Here is a 26,335-nt window from a genome sequence, read left to right on the forward strand (position 1 = left end):
GGACCGCGGAGACCCGCGCCCGTCACAGGGCGAGGAGTTCCTTGGTCGTGATGGTGAGTAGCTCGGGCCCGCCGTCCGCCAGGGGGCGTACGACGAGCGTGTCGTCGATGCGGACGCCGCCGCGGCCCGGAAGGTGGACCCCCGGTTCGACGGTGACCGGCACGCAAGCGTCCAGTTTACCCATGGCCGCAGGTGACAACTGAGGGTCCTCGTCGATTTCCAGGCCGACACCGTGTCCCGACCACTGTGCGACACCGTCCCCGTGGCCCGCGGCGAGCAGCGGCTGCCGGGTGGCCCGGTCGACGTCCCGGCAGGCCACACCGGGTGCCAGGGCCTCCCGGCCGGCCCGCTGGGCGTTGAACACCAGGTCGTACAGATCGATCTGCCAGCCCGCCGGAGCGGTACCGATCACGAAGGTCCGGCCCACCTCGCAGCGGTAGCCGCGGTAGCAGGCGCCGAGCCTCACGGTCAGGAAGTCGCCCTCCTCGACCCGGCGGTCCGTCGGCACATGGCGGGCGGTGCCTGAGTGCGGTCCTGTGCCCACCGAGGTGGGGAAGGCGGCACTGTCGGCGCCGTGGTCGACCAGGCGCCGCTCCAGCTCCAGCGCGAGGTGCCGCTCCGTGCGGCCGACCAGGATCGACTCGAGCAGCTCGCCGAGCGCCTGGTCGGCGATCTCAGCGGCTATCCGCAGTGCGGCGATCTCGTGCTCGTCCTTGACCAGGCGCAGCTGCTCGACGGCGCCGCCGAGGTCGCAGAGCGGGAGGGCGTCCGCGACCGAGCCGATGGCGCGGTGGCGGGCCACGGTGAGGTGGTGCTCCTCCACGGCGAGCGACTCCGCGTGCCGCTCCCGCGCGAGGGTGGCCGCGGCCACCGCCGCGTCGCCGTCGGGGGACGGCAGCACGGTCGAGCGGAGATCGTCGGGGTCGGTGTCCTTCCGGTCGTCCGGGGGCGGCCGCAGATGCACCAGGATGTCCTCGGCGCCGGGGCCGACGAGCAGGGCGGAGCCGGGGGGCGCGCAGCCGGCCAGATACCGTACGTTCGCCGGTCGCGTCACCAGCGCGGCACCCAGCCCTGCCGCCGCGCAGCGCTCGCGCAGCCGGTCCCTGCGGGTCGCATGCACCTCGGCCATGTCGTGAGCTTATGGCGCCCACTCCCACGCCGCCCCTTTTCGCCCTCCGAAGGTGGCCGCCTGCCGGTCCGGCCCTTTCCGCCGGGCGCATGACATCCCCGGAGTCTCGCGCGGGGCGCCGTCCTGCCGGTGGGACCGCCGCCGGCAGGACGGCGTACGGCCGGCGTGCGGCTACCAGACCGGGGGCCCCTGGATGCTGCGGGCCACCACGCGGTCGAGGGCGGCGGCCGCGGCGGTGACGTCGAGCTGGGAGTTGTCGATGATGGGGAGGCCGGACCCGTACCAGCCGGCCATCCGCCCGTGGATGCGGGCGACCTCCTCGTCGGAGAGCCGCCGGTTGCCGGTGCGCTCGGCATTGCGGGTCAGCACGATGTCCAGGCCGGGGAGCAGCACCACCGGGAGCAGTCCGGGACCGACGTGGCGCTTCCAGCCGCCGAGGCCGACCGCGGGGCGGTCGGGGAAGACGGCGTCGTCGATGATGCAGGACACGCCGTTGGCCAGGAAGTTGCGTGCGGCGAAGCCGCAGGTGCGGCGGGCGAGGCGGTACTGCGCCTCCGAGTGCTCGTTCCACCCCGCCTGCGGGTCGGCGAACCCGGCCCTCACCCATTCGCGGACGTCGTCGAGGCTGATGTGCGCGGTCGGGGCACCGCGGTTGTCCGCCCAGTGCCGGGCGATCGTCGTCTTGCCCGCACCGGCCGCGCCGATCAGCAGGACGGCCACCGGGCCGTGCGCGCCGCCGGACAGCGAGCCGCTGCCGTCCGGCACCGGCAGATGCACGGGGGCCGCCGCGGGCAGCGGGAAGTGCCCGGTGACGCTTACGGCGGGCGGCGTCGGCCCCCCGCCGGGCTGCGGCGCCCCCACAGCGTGCTGCATGTCGGCCGACTCCATCTCGTGCGGTGTGCGCTGCCGCGCGTTTGACATGGAACGGTACCGTCCCCGGATGTCCTTTGGTGAACGCCCGGGAATCCTTCCGGGTGCCCGCGGCTTTTCCGGGCGCGCCCGGGACGAAACCTCGCGGACCCGCCCTACGCGGCCGGCTCGGCCAGGGCCCGCAGGGCCAGCCGGTAGGAGGCCAGGCCGAAGCCGGCGATCGTGCCCGACGCCACCGCCGCGATGACCGAGGTGTGGCGGAACACCTCGCGGGCGTAGGGGTTGGAGATGTGGACCTCGATCAGCGGCGCCGTGCGCTGCGCCGCGGCGTCCCGCAGCCCGTAGGAGTAGTGGGTGAAGGCGCCGGGGTTGAGGACGACGGGGATGCGCCCGTCGGCGGCCTCGTGCAGCCAGCCGATGAGCTCGCCCTCGTCGTTGGTCTCGCGGACCTCGACGTCGAAGCCGAGCTCGGCGCCGGTCTTGCGGCACTCCTCGACGAGCCCGGCGTAGGAGGTGGAACCGTAGACGTCGGGCTCGCGGGAGCCGAGGCGGCCGAGGTTGGGGCCGTTGAGCACCAGGACCTGGCGGTTCACTCGGAGACCTCCCCGTATGCGGCGAGCAGCACCGCCGGGTCAGGGCCCTCCAGCACGGTGGGCTTGGCCAGGCCGTCGAGGACGATGAAGCGCAGCAGGTCGCCGCGGGACTTCTTGTCGACCTTCATGGTCTCCAGCAGCCGGGGCCACTGGTCGCCGCGGTAGGTGAGCGGCAGGCCGACCGCGCCGAGCACGGCGCGGTGCCGGTCGGCGGTGGCTTCGTCGAGGCGGCCGGCGAGCCGGCCGAGCTCGGCGGCGAAGACCATGCCGACGGAGACGGCGGCGCCGTGCCGCCAGTTGTAGCGCTCGTTCTTCTCGATCGCGTGCGCCAGCGTGTGGCCGTAGTTGAGGATCTCCCGCAGCCCGGACTCCTTGAGGTCGCTGGAGACGACCGCGGCCTTGACCCGGATGGCCCGCTCGATCAGCTCGGCGGTGTGCGCGTACCGCGGGCTGCGGGCGCCCTGCGGGTCGGCCTCGACCAGGTCGAGGATCGCCGGGTCGGAGATGAAGCCGGCCTTGATGATCTCGGCGAGCCCGCTGACGTAGTCGTTGGTGGCGAGCGAGTCGAGTGCGGCGAGGTCGCAGAGCACCCCGGCGGGCGGGTGGAAGGCGCCGACCAGGTTCTTGCCCTCCGCGGTGTTGATGCCGGTCTTGCCGCCGACGGCGGCGTCGACCATGCCGAGGACGGTGGTGGGGACGGCGATCCAGCGCACTCCGCGCAGCCAGGTCGCGGCGACGAAGCCGGCCAGGTCGGTGGTGGCGCCGCCGCCGACACCGACGATGACGTCGGTGCGGGTGAAGCCGGTCTGGCCGAGCGCCTTCCAGCAGTAGGCGGCGACCTCGGCGGTCTTGGCCTCTTCCGCGTTGGGCAGCTGGATGGCGATGGCCTCGTAGCCCTGCTCTGCGAGGTCCTCGCGTACCGCCTCGCCGGTCCCGGCCAGCGCCTCGGGGTGCAGCACGGCGACCCGCCCCCTGCCTGCGGCGGGGGGACCCCCAGCCCTGCTGCCGATCAACCCGGGCAGCTCGCCGAGGAGTTGGTGGCCGACCAGCACATCGTAGGCGTCGGTGCCCGCGCTGCCCGCGACGGTGATGCGGACGGGGGGCGCGGTCCTGGACGGGTTCTCGCTGCTCATGCGTCCTTCAACTGGAGTGCGTCGAGGACGGCTTCGGCCACGTCCTCCGGTGTGCCGTCGTCGGTGCCGACGACGGCCCTTGCGACTTCGGTGTAGAGGGGGCGGCGCGCCTCCATCAGCTCGCGCCAGCTCTGCCGCGGGTTCACGGCGAGCAGCGGGCGGGGCGCGTCCAGGCCGACGCGGTGGACGGCGGCGTGCAGGCCGACGTCGAGGAAGACCACCGGCAGTCCGGCGAGCAGCGCCCTGGTGCCCTCGTCCATGATCGCGCCGCCGCCGAGCGAGAGCACACCGCCGTGGCCGGCCAGCGCGTCGCGCACGGCGGCGCGCTCCAGCTCGCGGAAGTGGGGCTCGCCCTGGTCGATGAAGATCTCGGGGATGGGCCGGCCCGCGGTGGCCTCGATGTCGGCGTCGGTGTCCCGGTAGCCGACGCCGAGCCGGGCGGCCAGGATCCGGCCGACGGTGCTCTTGCCCGCTCCCGGCGGCCCGACGAGGACGACCGCGGGCGGCCCCGCGGGGGCGCTCACCGTACGACCAGGTTGTCGAGGTAGCCGCGGACGCTGCGCCGGGTCTGCGCGACGGAGTCGCCGCCGAACTTCTCGGCGACCGCGTCGGCCAGGACCAGGGCGACCATGGCCTCGGCGACGATCCCCGCGGCGGGCACCGCGCACACGTCGGAGCGCTGGTGGTGGGCCTGCGCGGCCTCGCCGGTGACGACGTCGATGGTGGCCAGCGCGCGCGGGACGGTGGCGATGGGCTTCATCGCCGCGCGGACCCTGAGCAGTTCGCCGGTGCTCATGCCGCCCTCGGTGCCGCCGGAGCGCCCCGAGGCGCGGCGGACCCCGTCGGGTCCCGGCAGGATCTCGTCGTGCGCCTGGGAGCCGGGGACGCGGGCGAGGCCGAAGCCGTCGCCGACCTCGACGCCCTTGATCGCCTGGATGCCCATCAGCGCCCCGGCGAGCCGGGAGTCGAGCCTGCGGTCCCAGTGGACGTGCGAGCCGAGGCCGACCGGCACGCCGTAGGCGAGGACCTCGACGACCCCGCCGAGGGTGTCGCCGTCCTTGTGGGCCTGGTCGATCTCGGCGACCATCGCCTCGCTCGCGTCGGCGTCGAGGCAGCGCACCGGGTCGGCGTCGAGCCTGGCCTCGTCGGCCGGCACCGGCAGGACGCCGTAGGGGGCCTTGGCGCCGGCCAGCTCCACCACGTGGGAGACGATCTCGATGCCGGCCGTCTCCTTGAGGTAGGAGCGGGCGACGGCGCCGAGCGCGACCCGGGCGGCGGTCTCGCGGGCACTGGCGCGCTCCAGCACCGGACGGGCCTCGTCCAGGTCGTACTTCTGCATGCCGGCCAGGTCGGCGTGGCCGGGACGGGGCCGGGTCAGCGGGGCGTTGCGTGCGAGGCCCGCGAGGATGTCGGGGTCGACCGGGTCGGCGGCCATGACCTGCTCCCACTTGGGCCACTCGGTGTTGCCGACCATCACGGCCACCGGGCTGCCCATGGTCAGGCCGTGGCGTACACCGCCGAGGAAGGTCACCTCGTCGCGCTCGAACTTCATCCGCGCGCCGCGGCCGTAGCCGAGCCGCCGCCGGGCCAGCGCTTCGGCCACCATCTCGGTGGTGACGGGCACTCCGGAGGGCAGCCCCTCCAGCGTCGCGACGAGTGCGGGTCCGTGCGACTCCCCCGCGGTCAGCCAGCGCAACCTGCTCAACGGTGCTCCCTCGAAAAACGCCCAACCGTCCGTCGCCCCGATCCTCCCACGTTTCACCCGGCCGCCAGGACCCGCGTCCAGGGTGCGGGACACCGGGACACCGGTGCGACGGGGCCGCGGTCAGTGCGCGCCGAGCGCCGCCTCGCCCGCCGCGCGCATCGCGGCCGGCGGTACCGGGCGGTGCCCCGTGTACAGCTCGACCTGGAGCACGGCCTGGTGCACCAGCAGGTCGAGGCCGCCGACCACCGGGGCACCCCGCTCGGACCAGGCGGCGGCGAGCGCTGTCGGCCACGGGTGGTAGAGCACGTCGAAGAGGGCGCCCGGACGGTCGGGGACGGCGTCCGCGAGGTGGTCTGCGGCGCCTGCCGGGGTGGTGGCGACGACCAGCGGCTCGGCGAGCGCCTTGGCGGCGTCGGCCCAGTCGGCGGTGCGTACGGTCACGCCGAGGCGGGCCCCCCACTCCCGCATCTCGGCGGCGCGCGCCGGGCCGCGCACGTAGGCGGTCACCTCGCCGGTGCAGATGCGGGCGAGCGCCGCCAGCGCGGAGGACGCGGTGGCGCCGGCGCCCAGGACCGCGGCCGACGGCACCGAGGTGATGCCGCGTTCGCGCAGCGCCGCGAGCATGCCGGGGATGTCGGTGTTCTCGCCGCTGCGGCGGCCGTCCGCGCCGAACACCACGGTGTTGACGGCCTCCACGGAGGCGGCGGTGTCGCTGACGGTGTCGAGCAGCGGGATCACGGCCCGCTTCAGCGGCATGGTCAGCGACAGCCCCGCCCACTCCGCCGGGTCGAGGCCGTCGAGGAAGCCGGGCAGCGCGGATTCGTCGACCTCGAAGCGGTCGTAGCGCCAGCCGTCCAGGCCCATGGCGGCGTACGCGGCCCGGTGCAGGACCGGGGACAGCGAGTGCGCGATGGGCGAGCCGAGCACGGCGGCACGGCGGGCGCCCGGGGGTGGTGCTGTGGTGTCCACTGACGTCTTTCCTACCTGCCGCCGCCGGGGGCTACTGGGTCTTGATCTTGTTGAACTCTGCCAGCGTCTCGGTGAACTGGGTGGTCTTGCCGTCCAGCGAGATGAAGAAGTACCAGGGCCCCGGGTCCGGGTTCATCGCGGCCTTGAGCGCGTTGACGCCGGGGTTGCCGATCGGTCCCGGGGTCAGGCCCTTGTTCCGGTAGGTGTTGTAGGTGTCCTTGAGCGACTGGACGTCCTTGGTCGCGATCTTCGTCTGGCTGGTGTTCTTGATGTAGTTGTACGTCGAGTCGAACTGCAGCAGGAAGTTGGTCTGCTGCTTGTTGCTCGGCAGCAGCCGGTCGTAGATGACCTTGGCCATCTTGCGGAAGTCGTCGTCGGTCTTGCCCTCGGCCTGCACCAGGCTGGCGACGGTGAGCAGCTGGTACGGGCTGCTCAGACCCTCCTTCTTGGCCTCGCCCGCGAGGTCGAACTGCGCGAACTCCTCCTTGGCCTGGCCGACCATCTGCTTGAGCAGGTCCTCCGGCTTCATCCCGGCGGCCACGCTGTAGCGGGACGGGAAGAGGAAGCCCTCCAGCGGGTCCTTGACGTTCTTGCTGGTGTCGGCCCAGTCGGGCAGGCCGAGGCTCTTCACCTTGGCGCGGGCGACGCCCTCTGTGGTGCCGGGCTTGAGCTTGAGCCGCTGGTCGATGAGGGCGTAGATCTGCTTGTCGCGCATGCCCTCGCTGACGATCATCGCGTTCTGCGACTTCGGGTCGAGCATCATCGTGACCGCGGCGGCGGCGGACATGTTCCTGTTGAGGGCGTAGACGCCGGCCTGGATGGTCTGGCCCTTGGGGTTCTTGCGGGCCGCGGCGGTGAAGGCGTCGACGCTCTTCACGACGCCGGCCTTCTTGAGCAGGTTGCCCATGGTGGTCAGGGTCGAGCCCTTGGGGATCTCGACCAGCACCGAGGGGGTGCCGTTGCCCGAGTAGTCGGGGGCCGGGCCGAAGTGGTCCTGGTAGACGCCGTAGCCGTAGTAGACGGCGCCGCTGAGGCCGCCGCCGAGCACCAGGAGCACCGTCAGGCAGGCGCAGCCGCTGCGGCGCTTCTTGCCGCCTTTGGGCTGGCTCTTGCCGGCCCGCCGGCCGCCGCCGGCGTCGCTGCTGCCCGTCGGGACGTCGTCGTCATCGTCGTCGTCGCGGCCCGCGAAGAAGGCGTGCTCGCGCGGGTCGGCCTCGTCGTCCGTGCCCCACTCGCCGGTGTTGGCGGGGGCGGTGCGCATCGGGCGGGCGCCGGGCTCCTGCGGCCGGGCGCCGGGGCCCGGTTGCTGGGGCCGCGCCGGCTGGCCGGGCACGGGCTGGCCCGGCTGCTGCTGCTGGCCCGGCTGGACGCCCTGCGGCTGCTGGAGGCCGGGGCCCGGCTGCTGGGGCTGCTGGCGGTACTGCTGCTGCTGCTGTTGCTGGGGCTGCTGCTGCTGGGGCTGCTGCTGGTAGCCGCCCTGGCCGTAGTAGCCGGGCTGCTGCTGGCCGCCGTAGGGGTCCTGCTGCTGACCGCCGTACGGGTCCTGGTTGCCGTAGCCGCCGGTCTGGTGCGACCCGGTGTCGTACGTCTGGTGCGATCCCGTGTCGTAGCCCTGGTAGCCGCCCTGCTGCGGGTACTGCTGCTGATGCGGGTACTGGCCGGTGTTCTGCTGCGGCTGCTGCGGGTACTGCTGCTGGTACTGCTGCTCCTGCTGGGGGTACTGGCCCGTGTTGTGCTGCGGGTACTGCTGCTGATGCTGACCGCTGGCGTACGGGTCCTGCCACTCGCCGCCCTGCTGCTGCGGCGGCTGCTGCTGGTACCCCTGGCCCCGGTCGTACGCATCGCCGAACAGCGGGTCGTCCGGGTGCCACGGTTCGGAGCCGGAGCCCCGGCCATAGTCAGTCATCGGTCCCCTTGGTACGCGGTCGGCGTCGGGTCTGCCGACCTTGCGAAACGGGCGGCGCCAGAAGGCGCCGCCGTGTCGCGCGGAACGTTACCGTATCGCGATCAGATGAATGATTGGACGCTCTCCCCGGGAGCTTTACCCGACACCCGTTCGGTCTCCAGCGCGCTCTGGAGAATGATGACGGCCGCTGCCTGGTCGATCACGGAGCGTCCCTTCTTCGACCGTACGCCCGAGGCGCGCAGCCCCTGCGTCGCCGTGACGGTCGTCATCCGCTCGTCCACCAGGCGCACCGGCACCGGTGTGATGATTTTCGCCACACTGCGCGCGAAGGTCCGCACCTTGGCCGCGGCCGGCCCCTCGGTGCCGTTGAGCGACCGCGGCAGCCCGACGACCACCTCGATCGGCTCGTACTCGGCGACGATCTCGGCGAGCCTGCGCAGGGCCGCGGGGACGTCACGCCCCGGCACCGTCTCGACCGGCGTCGCGAGGATCCCGTCGGGGTCGCAGGAGGCGACCCCGATCCTGGCGTCGCCGACGTCGACGCCGAGCCGCCGGCCGCGCCGCATGGCGGGCCGGCCGGTCCCGGCGTCCCCGTCGTCCGCCGCGTCCCGCACGGTCAGGCCTTCTCGGTGACGAGGCGCTGCACGGCCTCGACGGCTTCCGGTACTGCGGCCGGGTTCTGGCCGCCGCCCTGGGCGACGTCGTCCTTGCCGCCACCGCCCCCGCCGAGTGCCTTGGCGGCGGTACGGACCAGTTCGCCGGCCTTGATGCCGCGCTCGCGAGCGGCCTCGTTGGTGGCGACCACGGTCAGCGGGCGGCCGCCCGCGACCGTGAACAGCGCCACGACGGCCGGGCGGCCGCCGCTGACGCGCTGCCGTACGTCGAGCACCAGCCGGCGCAGGTCGTCGGCGCCGGTGCCCTCCGGCACGGAACCGGTGACCAGGGCCACGCCCTTGACGTCCTGGGCGGTCTCGGCGAGGCCCGCGGCGGCCTGCAGCACCTTCTCGGCCCGGAAGCGCTCGATCTCCTTCTCGGCGTCCTTGAGCTTGGCGAGCATGCCGGAGATCTTGTCGGGCAGCTCCTCCGGGCGGCCCTTGACCAGTTCGGTCAGCTGGGCGACGACCGTGTGCTCGCGGGCCAGGAAGTTGTAGGCGTCCACGCCGACCAGGGCCTCGACCCGGCGCACGCCGGAGCCGATCGAGGACTCGCCGAGCAGCTTGACCAGGCCGAGCTGTGCGGTGTTGTGCACGTGGGTGCCGCCGCACAGCTCCTTGGAGAAGTCGCCGATGGTGACGACGCGGACGTGCTCGCCGTACTTCTCGCCGAACTCGGCGATGGCGCCCTGCCGTTTGGCCTCGGCGATCGGCAGCACCTCGGCGGTGACGTCGAGTTCGCGGGCCAGCACCTCGTTGATCTTCTGCTCGACGTCGGTCAGCACGGTGCCGGGGACGGCGGTCGGCGAGCCGAAGTCGAAGCGGAAGCGGCCGGGCGAGTTCTCCGAACCGGCCTGGGCGGCGGTCGGGCCCAGCGCGTCGCGCAGCGCCTGGTGGGTGAGGTGGGTGGCGCTGTGGGCGCGGGCGATGGCCCGGCGGCGCACCAGGTCGATCTGGGCGAGCACGGCGGCGCCCAGGGTGACCTCGCCGACCTGGACGACTCCCTTGTGCACGCTGACGCCGGGCACCGGCTGCTGGACGTCACGGACCTCGACGACGGCGCCGCCCTCGACCCTGATCCGGCCGGTGTCGGCGAGCTGGCCGCCGCCCTCGGCGTAGAAGGGGGTGCGGTCCAGGACGACCTCGACCTCGTCGCCCTCGGTGGCGGCGGGCGCGGGCAGGCCGTCGACGAGCAGGCCGACGACGGTGGCCTCGTTCTGGTTGTCGGCGTAGCCGGTGAAGACGGTGCTGCCGGAGCGGTCGGCCACCTCGCGGTAGGCGGACAGGTCGGCGTGGCCGGTCTTCTTGGCGCGGGCGTCGGCCTTGGCGCGGTCGCGCTGCTCCTTCATGAGCCGCCGGAAGCCGTCCTCGTCCACGGACAGGCCCTGTTCCGAGGCCATCTCCAGGGTGAGGTCGATCGGGAAGCCCCAGGTGTCGTGGAGCAGGAAGGCCTGGTCGCCGGACAGCACGGTGCCGCCGGCGGACTTGGTCTCGGTGACGGCGGTGTCGAGGATGTTGGTGCCGGCCCTGAGCGTCTTGAGGAAGGCGGCCTCCTCGGCCAGTGCCACGGTCTCGATCCGCTTGCGGTCGGTGAGGAGTTCCGGATACTGCTCGCCCATCGACTTGAGCACCACGTCGATGAGTTCGGCGGCGACCGGGTCGTGCGCGCCGAGCAGCCGCATGTTGCGGATGGCGCGGCGCATGATCCGGCGCAGCACGTAGCCGCGCCCCTCGTTGCCGGGGGTGACGCCGTCACCGATCAGCATCATGGAGGTGCGCATGTGGTCGGCGACCACCCGCAGGGCCACGTCGGTGTCGTGGGCCTGCCCGTAGCGCACGCCGGTGAGCTCGGTGGCCTTGTCGATGACGACCCGCAGGGTGTCGGTCTCGTACATGTTCTGCACGCCCTGCAGGATCATCGCGAGGCGTTCGAGGCCGAGGCCGGTGTCGATGTTCTTGGCGGGCAGGTCGCCGAGGATCGGGAAGTCCTCCTTGCCCTCCCCCGGACCGCGCTCGTACTGCATGAAGACCAGGTTCCAGATCTCCACGTAGCGCTCGTCGTTGACGGCGGGGCCGCCCTCGGCGCCGAACTCGGGGCCGCGGTCGTAGTTGATCTCCGAGCAGGGGCCGCAGGGGCCGGGCACGCCCATGGACCAGAAGTTGGGGCCCATGCCGAGCCGCTGGATGCGCTCGGCGGGCACGCCGATCACGTCGCGCCAGATCTGCTCGGCCTCGTCGTCCTGCTCGTAGACGGTGATCCAGAGCTTCTCCGGCTCCAGGCCGTAACCGCCCTTGTCCTGGGGCGTGGTGAGCAGCTCCCAGGCGTAGCGGATGGCGCCTTCCTTGAAGTAGTCGCCGAAGGAGAAGTTGCCGCACATCTGGAAGAAGGTGCCGTGCCGGGTGGTCTTGCCGACCTCTTCGATGTCAGGGGTGCGCACGCACTTCTGGACGCTGGTGGCGCGCACGAAGGGCGGCTTGACCTCGCCGAGGAAGTACGGCTTGAAGGGGACCATGCCCGCCGGGACCAGCAGCAGCGTGGGGTCGTCGGCGATGAGGGACGCCGACGGCACAACGGTGTGCCCGCGCTCCTCGTAGAAGCGCAGCCAGCGGCGGCGGATTTCTGCCGACTCCATCAGTGATCGTCCTTCCGGTCGTACGCGTTGTACGCAATGCCCCGGCGCGGTGCCGGGAGGTCGTTGTCCAATTCCAGCGGTGCGGGCCTGCGGGTGTCGTCCGCGCCGGTCAGCCCCAGGGCGTCGTGGAGTTCCACTTCGCGTTGCGCCATGCCCGCCTTGACGTCGTGGGCGAAGGTGCGCAGCCGGGCGCCGGTCTCCAGCGCCCGGTCCGCCGCGGTCGCGGCCAGGCTCTCGGGGCTGAGCCGGCGCAGCGCGCGGTTGACCTTGGTGGTGGCCCACACTCCGGTGGCGGCACCGGTCACGAACCAGAACGTACGGCGGAACATGGGCCTCAGTCCTTCGAGCGGTTGCGGCGGCGGCCGCGGCGGGCCGTGGGCAGCACCTTGCCGGCGCCGCCGGCCTGGAGGCCGACCGCGCGCCGCACCCCGTATCCGAAGGCGGCGACCTTGACCAGCGGGCCGCCGAAGGTGCTGGCGACGGTGCCGGCCAGCGCGGAGGCGTTGGCCGTCACCTCGGCGACGTCCGCGGTGATGGTGTCGACCCGGTCCAGCTGGGCGTGCGCGGAGCGCAGCGCGTCGGAGGCCTCGCCGAGCAGCGGCACTGCCTGCTCGGTGATGCTCGCGACCATCTCCGTGGTGCGCCGCAGCGTGCCGGCCAGCCGTGCGAGCGCGACGGCGAGGAACGACACGAGGATCGCCCAGAACACCGCCACGACGAGGCCGGCCACGCCGGCCACTTCTCCACCGGACACCTTGCCGCGCTCCCTCTCGTCACCAGGCCGATTGACTTCCGACCTTATCGCGCCGCGACGTTCCGCCCGTACCGCATTCCCCGCGGCGGCCCCGGCGTGCCCCGGGGGTGCGAGGGGCCCGCGCCCGCTGTACGTAGCGCGAGCGGTCAAGTACGCTCCGTGCATCATGGAGACTGCGGGTAACCTCCCGTCCGAGCTGACCGGTTTTGTCGGCAGGGCGTCGGAACTCGACCGGTTGACGGGAATGGTGACCGGTTCGCGGCTGGCAACGGTCACCGGGGCCGGCGGGGTCGGCAAGACCCGGCTCGCCCTGCGTGCCGCCGGGCAGCTGAAGGACCGTTTCCGCGACGGCGTCTGGCTCGTGGAGCTGACAGGCCTGCGCGGCGGGGAACTGGTGGAGCACACGGTCGCGGAGGCGCTGCGGCTGCCCGACCACACGAACAGGCCGCCGCGGGACGCGCTGACCGAGCACCTGGCCGACCGCGAACTGCTGCTGGTGCTCGACGGCTTCGACCGGCTCGCCGAGCCGTGCGCGGGCCTCGCGGCCGACCTGCTGCGCCGGGCACCCGGGCTGCGGGTGCTCGCGGTGGGCCGCAGGGCGCTGGGCATCACCGGCGAGCGGCTGCTGCCGCTCGACCCGCTGCCCGCGGCGTCGGACGCGGTGCAGCTGTTCAGCGAGCGGGCGGCCGCGGTGCTGCCCGGCTTCGCCGTGACGCCCGCGAACTCCGCGACGGTGGCCGAGCTCTGCGCGCGGCTCGACGGCCTGCCGCTGGCGCTCGAACTGGCCGCGGTACGGCTGCGGGCGCTCTCGGTGGAGCAGGTGCTCGAACGCCTCGACGACCGATTCCGGCTGCTGACCGGCGGCGACCCGAGCGCGCCGGTGCGGCACCGGGCGCTGCGCACCGCGATCGGCTGGAGCCACGAGCTGTGCACTCCCGCCGAACGGCTGCTGTGGGCGCGGCTTTCGGTCTTCGCCGGCCGGTTCGACCTGGAGGCCGCCGAGTACGTCTGCGCGGGGTCGGGGCTCGCCGAGGACGAGGTGGTGGAGGCGGTCGCCGCGCTGGTCGCCCAGTCGGTGCTGAGCCGGCGGGAGGACGGCGGGGACGGGCCCGCGCGCTACCGGATGCTGGACAGCGTCCGCGAGTACGGGGCCGGGTGGCTGGCGGCGCTGGGCGAGGAGGCCAGGGTCAGGCGCAGGCACCGCGACTGGTATCTGGGGCTGGCCACCTGGTGCGAGCTGGACTGGTTCAGCCCGCGGCAGGCGGAGGTCGCGGCCCGCGTGGCGGCGGATCTGCCGAACCTGCGGCTGGCGCTGGAGTTCAGCCTCGACGGCATGCCGGGCGAGCCGCCGGAGGATCCCGCGGTCGGCCAGTACCTGGCGGGCACCCTGTGGTTCTGCTGGGTCGGCTGCGGGCGGCTCGCGGAGGGCAGGCACTGGCTGGGCCGGGCACTGGACGTGCCGGCCGGGCAGTCGGAGGCGCGGGCGAAGGTGATGTGGGTCTACGGCTATGTGGCGCTGCTCCAGGGCGACTCGGCGGCGGCGCTCGCGGTGCTCCAGGAGTGCCGCGACCAGGCGCGCGCGTCGGGCAACGCGGTGGCGGAGGCGTACGCGCTGCACCGGCTCGGCTGCCTGGCGCTGGTGTCCGACGACATGCCGCGCGCCGAGCGGCTCATCGACGACGCGCTGCTGCGGTACCGGGCGATCGGCGAGCTGAACAGCAACGTGCTGATGGCGCAGGTCGAGCTGGCGATGTCGGTGGCCTTCCAGGGCGACGTGGAGCAGGCGGTGCGGCTGGCCGAGGAGGTCAGGGACATCTGCCGGGACCACGGCGAGCGCTGGACGCTGGCGTACGCGCTGTACGTGCTGGCGTACGCTGCCTGGCTGGAGGGGGAGCCGGAGCGGGCCAGGCGGCTGGCCGAGGAGTCGCTGTCCGTCGACCACGCCTTCGACGACCTGGTGGGCACCGTGCTCTCGCTCGAACTGCTGGCGCTGATCACCGAGGGCGAGGGCGCGCCGTCCGAGGCGGCGGTGCTCCAGGGCGCGGCGGCCCGGCTGTGGGAGTCGGTGGGCCTGCGGCTTTTCGGCTCGCGGTACTTCAACGCCCCGCACTCGGTGTGCGAGCAGCGGGTGCGGGCGGCGCTGGGCGAGACGGCGTACGCCACGGCGCTGGCCGAGGGCGGGCGGCTCGGCCTGGACGCGGCGGTGCGGCGGGCGCTGAACCGGCCGCGCGCCCCGCAGCGCGAGCAGCGGGCCGCGGTGCGGACGCCGGCGGCGAGGACGCACGAGCCCGCCGCCTCTCCTGAGGCGGCGGGCTGATGGTGCGGCGCGCGGAGGTCAGCGGGCGTAGTACTCGACGACCAGCTGCTCGTCGCAGATCACCGGGATCTCCTTGCGGTTCGGGTCGCGGTCCAGGCGGAAGGCCAGCGCGCCCAGGTTGACCTGGAGGTAGCGCGGGGACTCGCCGTCGCCGGCCCAGCCGCCTTCGCGGGCGACCAGGAACGGGGTCTTCTCGCGCGAGCGCTCGCGGACCTGGACGACGTCGTCGGGGCGGACCCGGAAGGACGGCTTGTCGACCTTGCGGCCGTTGACCTCGATGTGGCCGTGCACGACCATCTGCCGGGACTGGTAGATGGTGCGGGCCAGTCCCGAGCGCAGCACGAGGGCGTCGAGGCGGCGTTCGAGCTCGATGATCAGTGCCTCGCCGGTGCGCAGGCCGGACGCCTTCTTGGCCCGGTCGTAGGCACGCTGCATCTGCCGCTCGCTGATGTCGTACTGCGCGCGCAGCCGCTGCTTCTCCAGCAGACGGGTCTTGTAGTCGCTGTTCTGCTTGCGACCACGGCCGTGCTCACCCGGCGGGTACGGGCGGGCCTCGAAGTACTTGACCGCCTTCGGGGTGAGCGCGATGCCCAGCGCCCTGGACTTCTTGACCTTGGGACGCGACTGATTCACGTGCGTCGAACCTCCGTGTAAATTAGGTAAGGCTTACCTTAACTGAGGAGTGCGCATGATTCGACCCGGGAACCCCGTACCCGACCTCACCGATCCGCAGGAGCAGTCGGAGCTGTCATCGCACGGTCAGCCGCGTCCCGAAGCTGAGCAAGCGCCCCGGCAGCCCTCGGCCGCGGAACGCGCGCGCACTCTGATCGAGGGTAACTCGTCCCCCGCCCTGGTCATTCCGGGTCTGGCACCGGCTCCCACCGCCCCGCTGGTGCCGCTGCGGCACTCCGTGGGACCGGCGGGAGACGTCTTCCTGCTGTTCCCGCGCGATTCACCCGCGGTACGCGCGGTGCGGGCCGCAGCCGGCGACGAGGCCGCCGCTGTGCTGGAGATCACTGACGTGGCCCCGGTCTCGGTGCCGCACCGGATCCGCGGCAGGGCCCTGGTCGCCGGCTGGCTGACCGCGGTGCCCGGGGGCTCCTTCGAGGCGGGTGCCGAACTCCTGCGCCTCGAAGTCGGCGAGATCTCACTGGACGACCTGTGGGGTGCCGCCCAGGTGGATCCGGACGAGTTCGCGGACGCCGCGGCCGATCCGCTGGCGGCCCACGAGACGGAGATCCTCCAGCACCTGGCGGCCGCGCACGCCGACGAAGTGGCCATGCTCTGCACCCTGGTGTCGGGCGCCGGCCGGTGCACCAGCGGCGCGGTCCCGGTCGCCCTCGACCGCTTCGGGCTGCGGGTGCGCTTCAGCAGCGACGACGGCGGTTTCGACGCCCGCTTCGACTTCCCCGCACCGGTGGCCGGGTGGGACGGGGCGCAGCGGGCGATGCGCGACCTGTTCGCAGCGGCACGCGAGGACTGAGCCGGCCGCCCGTCAGGCGGGCCGGGGCTTCAGGCGACCCCCTAGTCGCCCCTGCCCGCCAGCCGTTCGCGCACCCAGTCCAGCACGTCGGCATAGCGGGCCTCACCGCCGTAGCGGGTCGGCTCGTAGTAGCGGCGGCCGGTCAGCTCCTGCGGGAGGTACTGCTGGGCGGCCACCGCGCCGGGCACATCGTGCGGGTAGACATAGCCCTGGGCGTGGCCGAGCTTGGCCGCACCCTTGTAGTGCCCGTCGCGCAGGTGCATGGGCACCGGGCCCGCCTTGCCCGTCCGCACGTCCGCGAGCGCGGCGCCGATCGCGGTGGTCGCCGCGTTGGACTTCGGGGCCAGCGCGAGGGCGATCGTGGCGTGCGAGAGGATCAGCGAGGCCTCGGGGAAGCCGATCATCGCCACCGCCTGGGCGGCGGCGACAGCGGTCGGCAGAGCGGTGGAGTCGGCGAGCCCGATGTCCTCGCTGGCCGAGATCATCAGCCGGCGGGCGATGAAGCGCGGGTCCTCGCCTGCCTCGATCATCCGGGCCAGGTAGTGCAGCGCCGCGTCCACGTCGGAGCCGCGAATGGACTTGATCAGCGCGCTGGCGACGTCGTAGTGCTGGTCGCCGTCCCGGTCGTAGGTCACCGCGGCCCGGTCGACGGCCTCTTCGAGGGTGGCCAGCGTGATGGTGTCCTCGCTCTTGGCCAGCGCCGAGCCCGCGCCCGCCTCGAGCGCGGTCAGCGCGCGGCGGGCGTCGCCCCCGGCGATCCGCAGCAGGTGCTCCTCGGCGTCCTGCGGCAGGCTCACCGCCCCCGCGAGGCCCCGCTCGTCGCCCAGCGCGCGGTGCAGCACCCCGCGCAGGTCGTCGTCGGTGAGCGGTTCGAGGGTGAGCAGCAGCGAACGGGACAGCAGCGGGGAAATCACCGAGAAGTACGGATTCTCCGTGGTGGCCGCGATCAGGGTGACCCAGCGGTTCTCCACCGCGGGCAGCAGCGAGTCCTGCTGGGCCTTGCTGAAGCGGTGGATCTCGTCGAGGAAGAGCACGGTCTCGCGCTGGAAGCCGCCGGACTGGCGCTTGGCGCTCTCGATGACCGTGCGGACCTCCTTGACGCCCGCGGTGATCGCGGAGAGTTCCACGAAGCGCTTGTTGGTGGCCTTGCTGACCACGTACGCAAGGGTCGTCTTGCCGGTGCCCGGCGGCCCCCACAGGATCACCGAGGAAGGGCCCGCGGGCCCCGAGCCGCTCTCCCCCACCAGCCTGCGCAGCGGGGAGCCGGGCCGCAGCAGGTGCTGCTGCCCGACGACCTCGTCGAGGACGCGCGGGCGCATCCTCACGGCGAGCGGGCTGGCGCCGGGGTCGCGCTCCCTGCGTTCCTCGGCTGCGGCGGTGAAAAGGTCTGGCTCCACGCCTTGCAGCGTAGGTCACCGGTACGACAGGCGCGTCGGCCGCCCGCCGGGGGCGGCCGACGGAACGATCGCCGGGGCGGTCTGCGGGGCCGCCGTCACGCGCCGGACGACGGTCAGATGACGGTCTTCCAGTAGTACCAGAAGTGCACCAGGATCAGCATGGCGATCACGCCGTACCACAGCACCGGCACGACCCAGTGGAATTCCAGCACCAGCGCGCGGGCCTTGGCCGGGACCTTGATCAGGCCGTGCTTGATGTTGTGCACCGCCGTGTACCAGAAGGTCGCGATGGTGACGATCCAGGCCAGGCAGCACCACAGGCAGACCGCGTTGATGTTGTAGATCGTCTGGTACTGCAGCCACGAGATGAAGCACACACCGAACAGGCCGCCGGCCTGCAGGCCGTACCAGAACCAGGCGCGGTAGCGGGCACCGGCGAACATGCCCATGGCCAGGGTCATCAGCACCGGGAAGCCGACCAGGCCGATGATCGGGTTCTGGAACCCGAAGACGTGGGCCTGGCTGCTCTGCATGACGTCGCCGCAGGAGATGACCGGATTCAGACTGCACGACAGGTGCAGCGTCTTGCCGTCGATCTTCGCCTGGAGCAGCCGGAACTTGTCATCGGTGATGATGAAGGAGGCCAGCAGACCCAGCGCGCCGGAGATCAGCAGAAGCCAGGTGAAGGGCTTGCCCGCCGCGATGCCGTCGGCCGCGCGCTGCTCGCTCTCGCCGTCCGTTCGCGTCTCGTCCAAGGCGGAAGTCGTCATGGTCGCCGATCTCTAGGTCCGTGGTGGGCGGGCACCATTCATTGTGCACCAGGGCGGTCAGGAGGGAATAAGCCTGCGCCACCCTGGTACACGGACGAGCGGTTTACGCCAGCCGCTCCTTGACGGCGGCCACGATCCCGTCGAGCGGTACCGGACCCTGCTCGCCGCTTTCGAGGTCCTTGAGCTGGACGACGCCCTCGGCGAGGTCCCGTTCGCCGGCCACCAGCGCGAAACGGGCGCCGGAGCGGTTCGCGGACTTCATCGCGTTCTTCATGCCCTTGCCGCCGTACGCGAAGTCCGCCGCGACCCCGGCCCTGCGCAGCGCGGTGACCGCGGTGAACAGCGCCCGCCTGGCCTCCTCGCCGATCGGCACCGCGTAGACGTCGGTGGCCGCGGGAAGCGCCAGGTCCACGCCCTCCGCCTTGAGCGCGAGCACCGTGCGGTCCACGCCGAGCGCCCAGCCCACCGACGGCAGCGACGGGCCGCCGATCATCTCCGACAGGCCGTCGTAGCGCCCGCCGCCGCCGACCGCGGACTGCGAGCCGAGCGCGTCGTGCACGAACTCGAAGGTGGTGCGGGTGTAGTAGTCCAGGCCGCGCACCAGCCGCGGGTCGTCCTCGTACGCCACCCCGGCCGCGGTCAGCAGCTCGCGCACCTGCTCGTGGTAGGCCTTGCACGCCTCGCACAGGTGATCGCCGATGAGCGGCGCGCCGCCGAGTTGACGCTGCACCGACTCGCGCTTGTCGTCCAGCACCCGCAGCGGGTTGATCTCGATCCGCCGCCGGGTGTCCTCGTCGAGGTCCAGGCCGCGCAGGAAGTCCTGCAGCGCGGTCCGGTAGGCCGGGCGGCACTCCCCGTCGCCGAGCGAGTTCAGCAGCAGCCGGTAGCCGCGCAGGCCCAGCCCGCGGTACGCCTCGTCGGCCATGATGATCAACTCGGCGTCGAGCAGCGGGTCCTCGGCGCCGATCGCCTCGGCACCGACCTGCGAGAAGTGCCGGTAGCGGCCGGCCTGCGGGCGCTCGTAGCGGTAGTACGAGCCCGAATACCAGAGCTTCACCGGCAGGTTGCCGGCCTTGTGCAGGTTGGCCTCCAGGGCGGCGCGCAGCACCGAGGCGGTTCCCTCGGGGCGCAGCGCGAGCCGGGTGCCGCCCTTGGTGGTGAGGGTGTACATCTCCTTGGTCACGATGTCGGTGGACTCGCCGACCCCGCGGGAGAACAGCTCGACGGTCTCGAAACCCGGGGTCTCGACATAGCCGTAGCCCGCGCGGCGGGCCGGTGCCGCGATCGCCTCGCGTACCGCGAGATAGGTCGCGGAGTCGGGCGGCAGCAGGTCGTAGGTGCCCTTGGGGGCCTGGAACGTGCTCACGTCAGCAGTCGTCACAATCCTCGTCGCGGAGCCGCCGGGTGCGGGGCTCCTGGGCCGCGGGCCGCCTCCCCCAGATAGGGGTTGGCGGCGCGCTCGCGGCCGATGGTGGTCTGGGGTCCGTGTCCCGACAGCACCACGGTGGAGTCGTCGAGCGGCAGGCACACGCGGGCCAGCGACTCGTACAGCTCGGGCATGGAGCCACCGGGCAGGTCGGTGCGTCCGACGGAGCCGGCGAACAGCAGGTCGCCGGAGAACAGCACGGACGGGACGTCCGCGGCCTCCGGCAGCCGGAAGGTCACCGACCCCCTGGTATGGCCGGGCGCGTGCGCGACGGAGAACTCCAGGCCGGCCAGCGTCAGGGTGCCGCCGTCGGTCAGCTCCCGCAGGTCGTCGGGCTCGCCGATGGTCAGCTCGCCCATCAGCGGCTGCCCGATGCTGCGGCCGAGGGCCTTCTCGGGGTCGCCGAGCATGTAGCGGTCCTCGGGGTGGATCCAGGCCGGCACGTCGTGCGCTCCGCAGACCGGGACCACCGAGGCGACATGGTCGATGTGGCCGTGGCTGAGGACGACGGCGACCGGCTTGAGACGGTGCTTGGCGAGCGTGTCCTCGACGCCCTGGGTCGCGAGGTGACCCGGGTCGACGATCACGCACTCCTCACCCGCGGCGGGGGCGACCACATAACAATTGGTCCCCCAGGCCCCGGCGGGGAACCCGGCAATGAGCACGTTCGTCCTTCTGTCGTCCGCGAGCGGTGTTCGGCAGTTCACGAGCCTACCGGCGAGCACATCGCGGTCGCGAACTCGTATCGGGCGCGTATCGGCGTGTTTGCGGACTGGACTGGACACGTCGCAGGACGCGAAGATTTGGCGCACCCGTGTCCTCGACTCGCGAGCGCATGGCGGACGCACAGTGAACGCACAGCTCACACGGCCTGCGGCACAATACCCCGCGGGGCGGATGAGAGACCGCACCAAAGGCATCACACGGCAGACGACACGAGCGACCGGGAGACGGCGAAGTGGTCACCAAGGATCAGCGGCGGCGGCAGCTCGCCCGGGAGAAGTTCGAGCGGCAGCAGTCGCGCAGGGTGGATCACCACCGCAAGGCGCGCCGCCGCAACGCGTTGATCGCCCTGGTGGTCGCGGTGGTGGTCGCCGCGGGCGGCACCGCGTGGGCCGTCGGCGCCTTCGACGGCAGCTCGAAGAAGAAGGACGACGCCGCGGCGGCCGCCCCGAGCGCGTCGGCGTCCGCGACGACCGCGCCCACGCAGGTGCCCGACCCCTGCGAGAAGCCGGCCGCGGGCAACCCGGGGACGGCGTCGTGGAAGAAGGCGCCCGCCATGGCGATCGACAAGGGCGCGAAGTACACCTTCACGCTCCAGACGACGTGCGGCACCATCCCGATCCAGCTCGACGCGGCGAAGGCGCCGGCCACGGTGAATTCGTTCAAGTTCCTCGCGGACAAGGGCTTCTTCGACCACACGCGCTGCCACCGGCTGACCACCACCGGCATCTACGTGCTCCAGTGCGGCGACCCGACCGCGCAGGGCAGCGGCGGGCCCGGCTACACGATCCCCGACGAGAACCTGACGGGCCTCGGCAAGGCGGACGCCAGCGGTGTGGTCACCTACCCGGCCGGCACCGTGGCGATGGCCAACAGCGGCCCGAACACCGGCGGCAGCCAGTTCTTCCTGGTCTACAAGGACAGCCCGCTGCAGCCCAACTACACTCCGTTCGGGACGATGAGCGCCGACGGCCTCAAGGTGCTGGACAAGATCGCGGCCGCCGGTGAGAACAGCGGCGGCCAGGGCGACGGCGCACCGAACGCGACCGCCGTGATCAACAAGGCGACCGTCACCAAATCCTGATTCCCCCCGCATCGGATGCGGACAGCCGGGGCGATGGTCGCCTATGTTGGCGTTGGACCGGTCAGTGCGCACAGCCCGGCCGGAGAGACACTGTGGACGATGCCTGTCAGCTGCCCGCCGGCAGGGCATCACGTGGAGGAGGCGCTGTGAGCAGCGACCCGTGGGGCCGCGTCGATGAGACGGGGACCGTGTACGTGCGAACGGCCGACGGGGAGAAGGAGGTCGGTTCCTGGCAGGCGGGTTCACCCGCGGAGGCACTGGCCTACTTCGAGCGCAAGTACGAGGGGCTGGTCGTGGAGATCGGCCTGCTGGAACGGCGGGTGCAGACCACCGACCTCGCCCCGAAGGACGCGCTGGCCGCGATCGAGCACCTGCGGACCTCGGTGACCGAGGCCCACGCGGTGGGCGATCTCGCGGCGCTGGGCGTGCGGCTCGACGCGCTGGTCGCGCTGGTGGACTCGCGGCGCGAGGAGCGCCGGGCGGCCAAGGCCAAGCAGAGCGAGGAGGCCAAGGCCGCCAAGGAGCAACTGGTCACCGAGGCCGAGCAGCTGGCCGAGAGCGAGCAGTGGCGCACCGCGGGCGAGCGGCTGCGGGCGCTGGTGGACACCTGGAAGGGCCTGCCGCGTCTGGACCGCAAGGCGGACGACGAGTTGTGGCACCGCTTCAGCCACGCCCGCTCGGTGTTCTCCAAGCGCCGCAAGGCGCACTTCGCGTCGCTCGACGCGCAGCGCGAGGAGGCGCGGCGGACCAAGGAGAAGCTGGTCACCGAGGCTCAGGCGCTGTCGGGTTCGACGGACTGGGGGCCGACCGCAGCCCGCTACCGGGAGTTGATGACGGACTGGAAGGCGGCCGGGCGCGCGCAGCGCGAGGCCGAGGACGATCTGTGGAATCGTTTCCGCGGAGCCCAGGACGTCTTCTTCGCCGCCCGCACCGAGGTGTTCGCCGAGCGGGACGGTGAGCAGCGCGACAACCTCGCGGCCAAGGAGCAGTTGGTCGTCGAGGCCGAGAAGCTGCTGCCGGTGACGGACCTCAAGGCGGCGCGTGCGGCCTTCAGGGCCATCAACGAGCGCTGGGAGGCCATCGGCCATGTGCCGCGGGACGCCCGGCCGCGCATCGAGGGCCGGATGCACACCGTGGAGCGGGCGCTGGCCGACTCCGAGGAAGCCGAGTGGCGGCGCACCAACCCGGAGGTCCGGGCCAGGGCCGCGGGCCTGACCGGGCAGCTGCAGGCGGCCGTCGACAAGCTCCGCGACCAGGTCGACGCGGCGCGCTCCGCGGGCAACACGGCGAGGGCCGACAAGCTCGCGGCCGAACTCGAGGGCCGGCAGGCGCTGCTCGACCAGGCGCTCAAGGGACTCCAGGAGTTCGGCGGCTAGACCCCGCGCACGGACGGACGGCCCCGGCACTCGCGTGCCGGGGCCGTCCGCTTTTCCGCCGCTGTGCGCCTCAGCGCTGGCGGCCCGAGGTGACGCGGTAGACGTCGTAGACGCCCTCGACGCCCCGGACGGCCTTCAGGACGTGGCCGAGGTGCTTGGGGTCGCCCATCTCGAAGGTGAAGCGGGAGGTGGCGACCCGGTCGCGGGAGGTCTGGACGGCCGCCGACAGGATGTTGACGTGCTGGTCGGAGAGCACCCGGGTGACGTCGGACAGCAGCCGGGAGCGGTCCAGCGCCTCCACCTGGATGGCGACCAGGAAGACCGAGGACTGGGTGGGCGCCCACTCGACGTCGATGATCCGCTCGGGCTGCTGCGACAGCGAGTCGACGTTGACGCAGTCGGCGCGGTGCACCGACACCCCGTTGCCGCGGGTCACGAAGCCGATGATCGGGTCGCCCGGCACCGGGGTGCAGCACCGCGACAGCTTGACCCACACGTCGCTCGCGCCCTTGACCACGACGCCCGGGTCGGCGTTGGCACGGCGCTTGCTGCGGCCGGGCGTCGGGGCGGTGATCTCCTCGACGTCCTCGGTCGCGCCCTCCTCGCCGCCCAGCGCGTCGACGAGCTTCTGCACCACGGACTGCGCGGTGATGTGGCCCTCGCCGATCGCCGCGTACAGCGCGGAGATGTCGGGATAGCGCATCTCGTGCGCGAGGGTGACCAGCGAGTCACCGGTCAGCACCCGCTGGATCGGCAGGTTCTGCTTGCGCATGGCCCGCGCGATGGCGTCCTTGCCGTGCTCGACGGCCTCCTCGCGGCGCTCCTTGGAGAACCAGGCGCGGATCTTGTTGCGCGCCCGCGGCGACTTGACGAAGCCGAGCCAGTCCCTCGACGGTCCCGCGCCGGCCGCCTTGGAGGTGAACACCTCGACCAGGTCGCCGTTGTCCAGGGTGGACTCCAGCGGTACGAGACGCCCGTTGACCCGGGCGCCTATCGTGCGGTGCCCCACCTCGGTGTGCACCGCGTAGGCGAAGTCCACCGGGGTGGCGCCGGCCGGCAGCGCTATGACGTCGCCCTTGGGTGTGAAGACGAAGACCTCGCTCTGCGACAGGTCGAAGCGCAGCGACTCCAGGAACTCGCCCGGGTCCTCGGTCTCCTTCTGCCAGTCGAGCAGCTGGCGCAGCCACGCCATGTCGTTGACCGCGTCGTCCTTCTTGTCCGAGCGCGGGCTGTCGGTGCGCACCTTGGACGCCCCTGCGACGGCCTCCTGCTTGTACTTCCAGTGCGCGGCGATGCCGTACTCGGCGCGGCGGTGCATGTCGAAGGTGCGGATCTGCAGCTCGACCGGCTTGCCGCTGGGGCCGATCACGGTGGTGTGCAGCGACTGGTACATGTTGAACTTCGGCATCGCGATGTAGTCCTTGAACCGGCCGGGGACCGGATTCCATCGCGCGTGGATCGTGCCGAGCGCCGCGTAGCAGTCCCTGACCGTGTCGACCAGCACCCGGATGCCGACCAGGTCGTAGATCTCCGCGAAGTCCCGGCCGCGGACGATCATCTTCTGGTAGACGCTGTAGTAGTGCTTCGGGCGTCCGGTGACGGTCGCCTTGATCCTGGCGGCCCGCAGGTCCTGCTGGACCTGGTCGGTGACGACGGCCAGGTACTCGTCCCGCTTGGGGGCGCGCTCGGCGACCAGCCGGACGATCTCGTCGTACATCTTGGGGTAGAGGATGGCGAAGGCCAGGTCCTCCAGCTCCCACTTGATGGTGTTCATGCCCAGCCGGTGGGCCAGCGGGGCGTAGATCTCCAGGGTCTCGCGGGCCTTCTTCTCCTGCTTGTCCCGCTTGAGGTAGCGCATCGTGCGCATATTGTGCAGCCGGTCGGCGAGCTTGATGACCAGCACCCTGGGGTCCTTGGCCATGGCGACGACCATCTTGCGGACCGTCTCGGCCTGCGCGGCCTCGCCGAACTTGACCTTGTCCAGCTTGGTGACGCCGTCGACCAGCAGTGCCACCTGGTCGCCGAAGTCCCTGCGCAGCTGGTCGAGGCCGTATTCGGTGTCCTCCACGGTGTCGTGCAGCAGACCGGCCATCAAGGTGGCCGGGTCCATGCCGAGCTCGGCCAGGATGGTGGTGACGGCCAGCGGGTGGGTGATGTAGGGGTCGCCGCTCTTGCGCTTCTGGCCGCGGTGCCAGCGTTCCGCGACCTGGTAGGCGCTCTCGATCTGCCGAAGCTGCGCGCTGTCGCCCTTGGGGTCGTTGCCCCGCACGACGCGCAGCAGCGGTTCGAGTACCGGGTTGTACGCACTGGAGCGCTGCACGCCGAGCCGGGCCAGCCGGGCGCGGACCCGGCTGGAGGAGGCACCGGGGCGCGTCGGCGCGACGCTGCCCGGGGTGCGCACCGGCCGGACGGCGGGTGCGGTGGCCTTGGACGCGGTCTCCGCGGTGGCGGTCTCCGCGGGCGTGTCTGTCCCGCGTGCGGCAGGTTCGGTACCGCCCGCGGCGTCGAGTGGCTGGGCCTGGTCTGGCAAGAGCACTCCTCACGCGGGGTAGAACTTCCATGGTATCGACCTGCGCGGACGCCCGGGCGCGCGGAGCCCTCGGGCGCCCCCGGCAGGGGCCCAGCGGTGCCGCGGGGGCGCCTGTGGCGCGCGCGGGCGGCCGCGGGGCCCCTGCCGGAGCCGGGAAGCCGCACGTCGCCCCGTGCGGCCGCGGGGGCCGCTGGGGGCGGCCGGCGGGCCCGCGGGGTCAGATGGTGATCAGCGAGTCCAGCGGGGTGCCGCCCAGGCTGGGCAGCAGCCGCTGCCGGCCGCCGAGGAAGCCCAGCTCCAGCAGTACCGCCAGGCCCGCGACCTCGGCGCCGCACCGGCGGATCAGCTCCAGGCATGCTTCCGCTGTGCCGCCGGTGGCCAGCACGTCGTCGATCACCAGCACCCGGTCGCCGGGGGCGAAGGCGTCGGTGTGCACCTCGATCTCGGCGGTGCCGTACTCCAGCTCGTACGACTGCCCGTGGGTGTCGCCCGGCAGCTTGCCGGCCTTGCGCACCGGGACGAAGCCGAGGCCCGCGCGAGTGGCGGCCGGGGCGGCAAGGATGAAGCCGCGCGCCTCGAGGCCGACGACCTTGGTGGCGCCGCGCTCGGCGCACAGGGCGGCCAGCGCGTCCGTCAGGGCGCCGAAGGCGGCCGGGTCGGCCAGCAGCGGGGTGATGTCCTTGAACACCACACCTGGCTCCGGGTAGTCCTGTACGTCCCTGATGTGGGCGAGCAGCAGTTCCCGCAGCTCGGCGGACGCGGTATCCGTAGTGGTCATCGCGCTGTCTTCCTCGGCTTCCTGATGGGCTTGTCCCCCGCATTGTCCCTCGGGCGGCACGCGTGAGCCGCCCGGTCGTGGCGACCCGGGCGGCTCACGCGCACCT

At 72.5% G+C, this 26,335-nt stretch carries 23 protein-coding genes; 4 read left to right on the top strand and 19 right to left on the bottom strand.

The features are described from left to right. Positions 1-22: 22 nt before the first annotated feature. The 12 genes from ACGFMP_RS10910 to ACGFMP_RS10965 all read right to left on the bottom strand — a co-directional run bounded on the left by ACGFMP_RS10910 (position 23) and on the right by ACGFMP_RS10965 (position 12,345). The gene (locus ACGFMP_RS10910) at positions 23-1,129 is read right to left on the bottom strand and encodes a M24 family metallopeptidase (protein ID WP_393671755.1); all 1,107 of its coding nucleotides are present in this window, start codon (positions 1,127-1,129) and stop codon (positions 23-25) included. Positions 1,130-1,300: 171 nt separating this feature from the next. Beyond that, the gene (locus ACGFMP_RS10915) at positions 1,301-2,050 is read right to left on the bottom strand and encodes an AAA family ATPase (protein WP_393671756.1); all 750 of its coding nucleotides are present in this window, start codon (positions 2,048-2,050) and stop codon (positions 1,301-1,303) included. A 104-nt stretch (positions 2,051-2,154) separates the two neighbouring features. After that, on the bottom strand, positions 2,155-2,592 hold the full coding sequence (aroQ, locus tag ACGFMP_RS10920; protein ID WP_393671758.1) for a type II 3-dehydroquinate dehydratase: 438 nt from the start codon (positions 2,590-2,592) through the stop codon (positions 2,155-2,157). Beyond that, positions 2,589-3,725, bottom strand: coding sequence for a 3-dehydroquinate synthase (aroB, locus tag ACGFMP_RS10925; protein WP_393671759.1), 1,137 nt, complete (start codon positions 3,723-3,725; stop codon positions 2,589-2,591). Before aroB ends, aroQ begins: the two co-directional genes overlap by 4 nt. Beyond that, positions 3,722-4,249, bottom strand: a complete 528-nt coding sequence (locus tag ACGFMP_RS10930; RefSeq protein WP_393671760.1) for a shikimate kinase — start codon at positions 4,247-4,249, stop codon at positions 3,722-3,724. The genes aroB and ACGFMP_RS10930 overlap by 4 nt, the downstream gene beginning before the upstream one ends. Next, the gene (gene aroC / locus ACGFMP_RS10935; protein ID WP_393671762.1) at positions 4,246-5,430 is read right to left on the bottom strand and encodes a chorismate synthase; all 1,185 of its coding nucleotides are present in this window, start codon (positions 5,428-5,430) and stop codon (positions 4,246-4,248) included. The genes ACGFMP_RS10930 and aroC overlap by 4 nt, the downstream gene beginning before the upstream one ends. 120 nt (positions 5,431-5,550) lie before the next feature. Further along, positions 5,551-6,399 carry a shikimate dehydrogenase gene (locus ACGFMP_RS10940; RefSeq protein ID WP_393671763.1) on the bottom strand — a complete coding sequence of 283 codons (849 nt, stop codon included), beginning with the start codon at positions 6,397-6,399 and terminating at the stop codon, positions 5,551-5,553. Between the two features lie 31 nt (positions 6,400-6,430). After that, complete coding sequence (gene mltG, locus ACGFMP_RS10945) at positions 6,431-8,305, bottom strand: endolytic transglycosylase MltG (protein ID WP_393671764.1); 1,875 nt, start codon at positions 8,303-8,305, stop codon at positions 6,431-6,433. Positions 8,306-8,406: 101 nt separating this feature from the next. Continuing rightward, a complete protein-coding gene (gene ruvX / locus ACGFMP_RS10950) occupies positions 8,407-8,871 on the bottom strand; it encodes a Holliday junction resolvase RuvX (protein ID WP_393672141.1) in 465 nt (154 codons plus the stop codon). Between the two features lie 50 nt (positions 8,872-8,921). Beyond that, the gene (gene alaS / locus ACGFMP_RS10955; protein ID WP_393671765.1) at positions 8,922-11,591 is read right to left on the bottom strand and encodes an alanine--tRNA ligase; all 2,670 of its coding nucleotides are present in this window, start codon (positions 11,589-11,591) and stop codon (positions 8,922-8,924) included. After that, the gene (locus ACGFMP_RS10960; protein ID WP_393671766.1) at positions 11,591-11,920 is read right to left on the bottom strand and encodes a DUF6167 family protein; all 330 of its coding nucleotides are present in this window, start codon (positions 11,918-11,920) and stop codon (positions 11,591-11,593) included. The genes alaS and ACGFMP_RS10960 overlap by 1 nt, the downstream gene beginning before the upstream one ends. Positions 11,921-11,925: 5 nt before the next feature. Further along, positions 11,926-12,345 carry a DUF948 domain-containing protein gene (locus tag ACGFMP_RS10965; RefSeq protein ID WP_393671767.1) on the bottom strand — a complete coding sequence of 140 codons (420 nt, stop codon included), beginning with the start codon at positions 12,343-12,345 and terminating at the stop codon, positions 11,926-11,928. Between the two features lie 166 nt (positions 12,346-12,511). On the opposite strand from ACGFMP_RS10965, the gene ACGFMP_RS10970 reads away from it, so the two are divergent. Next, positions 12,512-14,662 carry an ATP-binding protein gene (locus ACGFMP_RS10970; RefSeq protein ID WP_393671768.1) on the top strand — a complete coding sequence of 717 codons (2,151 nt, stop codon included), beginning with the start codon at positions 12,512-12,514 and terminating at the stop codon, positions 14,660-14,662. An 18-nt stretch (positions 14,663-14,680) separates the two neighbouring features. Here the strand turns inward: ACGFMP_RS10970 and rpsD are convergent, their stop codons facing one another. Next, positions 14,681-15,295, bottom strand: coding sequence for a 30S ribosomal protein S4 (gene rpsD / locus ACGFMP_RS10975; RefSeq protein WP_393671769.1), 615 nt, complete (start codon positions 15,293-15,295; stop codon positions 14,681-14,683). A 55-nt stretch (positions 15,296-15,350) separates the two neighbouring features. On the opposite strand from rpsD, the gene ACGFMP_RS10980 reads away from it, so the two are divergent. Further along, complete coding sequence (locus ACGFMP_RS10980; RefSeq protein WP_393671770.1) at positions 15,351-16,145, top strand: DUF2470 domain-containing protein; 795 nt, start codon at positions 15,351-15,353, stop codon at positions 16,143-16,145. Positions 16,146-16,186: 41 nt separating this feature from the next. Here the strand turns inward: ACGFMP_RS10980 and ACGFMP_RS10985 are convergent, their stop codons facing one another. From ACGFMP_RS10985 to ACGFMP_RS11000, 4 genes are all read right to left on the bottom strand, one after another. Beyond that, on the bottom strand, positions 16,187-17,542 hold the full coding sequence (locus tag ACGFMP_RS10985) for a replication-associated recombination protein A (protein ID WP_393671771.1): 1,356 nt from the start codon (positions 17,540-17,542) through the stop codon (positions 16,187-16,189). Between the two features lie 113 nt (positions 17,543-17,655). Beyond that, positions 17,656-18,312 carry a vitamin K epoxide reductase family protein gene (locus tag ACGFMP_RS10990; RefSeq protein ID WP_393671772.1) on the bottom strand — a complete coding sequence of 219 codons (657 nt, stop codon included), beginning with the start codon at positions 18,310-18,312 and terminating at the stop codon, positions 17,656-17,658. Between the two features lie 103 nt (positions 18,313-18,415). After that, a complete protein-coding gene (gene hisS, locus ACGFMP_RS10995) occupies positions 18,416-19,678 on the bottom strand; it encodes a histidine--tRNA ligase (RefSeq protein ID WP_393671773.1) in 1,263 nt (420 codons plus the stop codon). A gap of 11 nt (positions 19,679-19,689) precedes the next feature. Beyond that, entirely contained in the window at positions 19,690-20,403 is a 714-nt protein-coding gene (locus ACGFMP_RS11000; protein WP_393671775.1) for an MBL fold metallo-hydrolase, read from the bottom strand. A gap of 293 nt (positions 20,404-20,696) precedes the next feature. On the opposite strand from ACGFMP_RS11000, the gene ACGFMP_RS11005 reads away from it, so the two are divergent. Further along, positions 20,697-21,545: a peptidylprolyl isomerase gene (locus tag ACGFMP_RS11005; RefSeq protein WP_393671777.1), complete on the top strand. Its 849-nt coding sequence runs from the start codon at positions 20,697-20,699 to the stop codon at positions 21,543-21,545. A gap of 146 nt (positions 21,546-21,691) precedes the next feature. Beyond that, the gene (locus tag ACGFMP_RS11010) at positions 21,692-22,921 is read left to right on the top strand and encodes a DUF349 domain-containing protein (RefSeq protein WP_393671779.1); all 1,230 of its coding nucleotides are present in this window, start codon (positions 21,692-21,694) and stop codon (positions 22,919-22,921) included. 70 nt (positions 22,922-22,991) lie between these two features. Here ACGFMP_RS11010 and ACGFMP_RS11015 read toward each other — a convergent pair whose 3' ends face one another. Both ACGFMP_RS11015 and ACGFMP_RS11020 read right to left on the bottom strand, forming a co-directional pair. Further along, positions 22,992-25,451: a RelA/SpoT family protein gene (locus tag ACGFMP_RS11015; protein ID WP_393671780.1), complete on the bottom strand. Its 2,460-nt coding sequence runs from the start codon at positions 25,449-25,451 to the stop codon at positions 22,992-22,994. A gap of 217 nt (positions 25,452-25,668) precedes the next feature. Continuing rightward, positions 25,669-26,229 (bottom strand): adenine phosphoribosyltransferase, encoded by a 561-nt coding sequence (locus tag ACGFMP_RS11020; protein ID WP_393671782.1) that lies wholly within the window; start codon positions 26,227-26,229, stop codon positions 25,669-25,671. Positions 26,230-26,335: the final 106 nt, after the last annotated feature.

Source organism: Streptomyces sp. NPDC049040 (genome assembly GCF_043197715.1).
In the GTDB taxonomy this organism is placed as follows: Bacteria; Actinomycetota; Actinomycetes; order Streptomycetales; family Streptomycetaceae; genus Actinacidiphila.

Bases quoted from the DNA above. Each gene is read 5' to 3' on its own strand.
- ACGFMP_RS10970 (WP_393671768.1), top strand. From the start codon at position 12,512: ATGGAGACTGCGGGTAACCTCCCGTCCGAGCTGACCGGTTTTGTCGGC.
- ACGFMP_RS10990 (WP_393671772.1), bottom strand. From the start codon at position 18,312: ATGACGACTTCCGCCTTGGACGAGACGCGAACGGACGGCGAGAGCGAG.
- ACGFMP_RS10980 (WP_393671770.1), top strand. From the start codon at position 15,351: ATGATTCGACCCGGGAACCCCGTACCCGACCTCACCGATCCGCAGGAG.
- ACGFMP_RS10910 (WP_393671755.1), bottom strand. From the start codon at position 1,129: ATGGCCGAGGTGCATGCGACCCGCAGGGACCGGCTGCGCGAGCGCTGC.
- aroB (WP_393671759.1), bottom strand. From the start codon at position 3,725: ATGAGCAGCGAGAACCCGTCCAGGACCGCGCCCCCCGTCCGCATCACC.
- ACGFMP_RS10960 (WP_393671766.1), bottom strand. From the start codon at position 11,920: ATGTTCCGCCGTACGTTCTGGTTCGTGACCGGTGCCGCCACCGGAGTG.
- mltG (WP_393671764.1), bottom strand. From the start codon at position 8,305: ATGACTGACTATGGCCGGGGCTCCGGCTCCGAACCGTGGCACCCGGAC.
- ruvX (WP_393672141.1), bottom strand. From the start codon at position 8,871: ATGCGGCGCGGCCGGCGGCTCGGCGTCGACGTCGGCGACGCCAGGATC.
- ACGFMP_RS11020 (WP_393671782.1), bottom strand. From the start codon at position 26,229: ATGACCACTACGGATACCGCGTCCGCCGAGCTGCGGGAACTGCTGCTC.
- ACGFMP_RS10915 (WP_393671756.1), bottom strand. From the start codon at position 2,050: ATGTCAAACGCGCGGCAGCGCACACCGCACGAGATGGAGTCGGCCGAC.
- alaS (WP_393671765.1), bottom strand. From the start codon at position 11,591: ATGGAGTCGGCAGAAATCCGCCGCCGCTGGCTGCGCTTCTACGAGGAG.